Source organism: Anaerotignum faecicola, assembly GCA_024460105.1.
In the GTDB taxonomy this organism is placed as follows: domain Bacteria; phylum Bacillota; class Clostridia; order Lachnospirales; family Anaerotignaceae; genus JANFXS01.
Genome location: JANFXS010000642.1, coordinates 1 through 380, shown reverse-complemented (window position 1 = coordinate 380; position 380 = coordinate 1). Strand labels below are relative to the sequence as shown.

At 49.5% G+C, this 380-nt stretch carries 2 protein-coding genes; both read left to right on the top strand.

Translation table 11 applies throughout. From position 1 onward, the window contains the following. Positions 1-83 (top strand): DUF6017 domain-containing protein (locus tag NE664_15805; GenBank protein ID MCQ4728099.1); only part of this gene is annotated, 83 nt, incomplete at its 5' end. Positions 84-133: 50 nt separating this feature from the next. Further along, the coding region (locus NE664_15800) for a DUF5720 family protein (protein ID MCQ4728098.1) at positions 134-380 on the top strand (247 nt) is incomplete at its 3' end.

Sequence of the window (380 nt, the reverse complement as noted above, 5' to 3'; positions counted from 1 at the left end):
TGACCGTTCTGTTCAATGCACCGACCACGATAAGCAATCATTACACCTCACAAGTAAATCACGATCTGTATGGCGGCTGGTAAATGGTCGCTTTTTTATTGCCCGGAACTGCCGGGAGAAAGGAGCAAGCATGATGTCTGAGGGAAAGACCATAGGGCAGCTGATGGAAGAAATGCGGGCAAAGGCAGGAGCGCAGAATTATCACGGTCATGGATATATGGATCTCCAGCGTTTTGCGGAGGACACCCGGCACATGATTATTTTTGATGTGCTGACGAACGATTCCCCTGTTGGCTGGAAAGGCGAACGAACCCGCCTGTTCCTGTCGGATACCGGTTATGAAAAAGCACTGGATAGTCAGGAAAAGGGGCAGATTAAGA